The following is an 878-nucleotide window of genomic DNA, read 5'->3' on the forward strand; positions in this document are numbered from 1 at the left end:
AACTATTCCCAAAGGTATAGCTTGTTAGGTAGTAATCAAAATTACCTAAGTCGCCCTGCCCATCAACCTTGCCATCGATGTAATTAATATTGGCCCAAACACCACTAGGGTGTGAGTAACTGCTTCCGAAGAAAAATGAACCATAGCTCTGAAGATCTACCTCGGTGTCGCGCGCAAGCGTATTCACGCCCAATACCGTATTCAGCATATTGTCGGCTTGCTCAATTTGCACCGTCATCTGCGATGAAATTGGCTCAGGGTGAATACTAGAGAAACTTGGAGCAGCTTGAGAGTTTGTCGTTGTTTGAACCGCGTTAAAGACATTTTGCTGAGCTTGCTGCTGGGCAGGCGTTTGCACGGGCGGTTGAGGGTTACCCGGCGTGCTAGGTGGAGGTGTTGGTTGCGTCGCGACTGTTGGTAATAAATTCGTCACCGATTGTCGATTCCTATGCGCTCTAGCACCAGGGTGCTTTTTCAAACTAACCGGCAGCTGCTCTTCGGCGTAGATGGTTAGATCGGATTTGCCATTGGTGTTGTCGTCAGCAATAAAGAAGTCTATCAATACCGGAACATTTGGTCCTTCCTCCAAGACCACATCATTCTCAATGGTTTGACCCTGCATGACGATATTGCCTGTCGCACCGCTTTTTGCCTCTATCACACGGAACGACTTTCGGTGAAGTTGCGCAGCGGTTGAGTTGTCAGCCACATCAACACGGATAGATTTCATGAGCGTAAGATCAACGCCGCCAGCACCATAAATTATTTTATCGTTTACAGGTGTTGTTCCTCCGGTTGGACCAGTATCAACATCGTAGTAGCCACCATCAAACAAACCTGAATCAATAGCAGCTTGAGAGTTTGTAACTAAACCATTC

Annotated in this window: 1 protein-coding gene; it reads right to left on the reverse strand. The window is 47.2% G+C overall.

The features are described 5' to 3' along the window. Positions 1-878 (reverse strand): hypothetical protein (locus A3762_RS27660; protein ID WP_197469274.1); only part of this gene is annotated, 878 nt, incomplete at both ends.

Source organism: Oleiphilus sp. HI0125 (assembly GCF_001635355.1).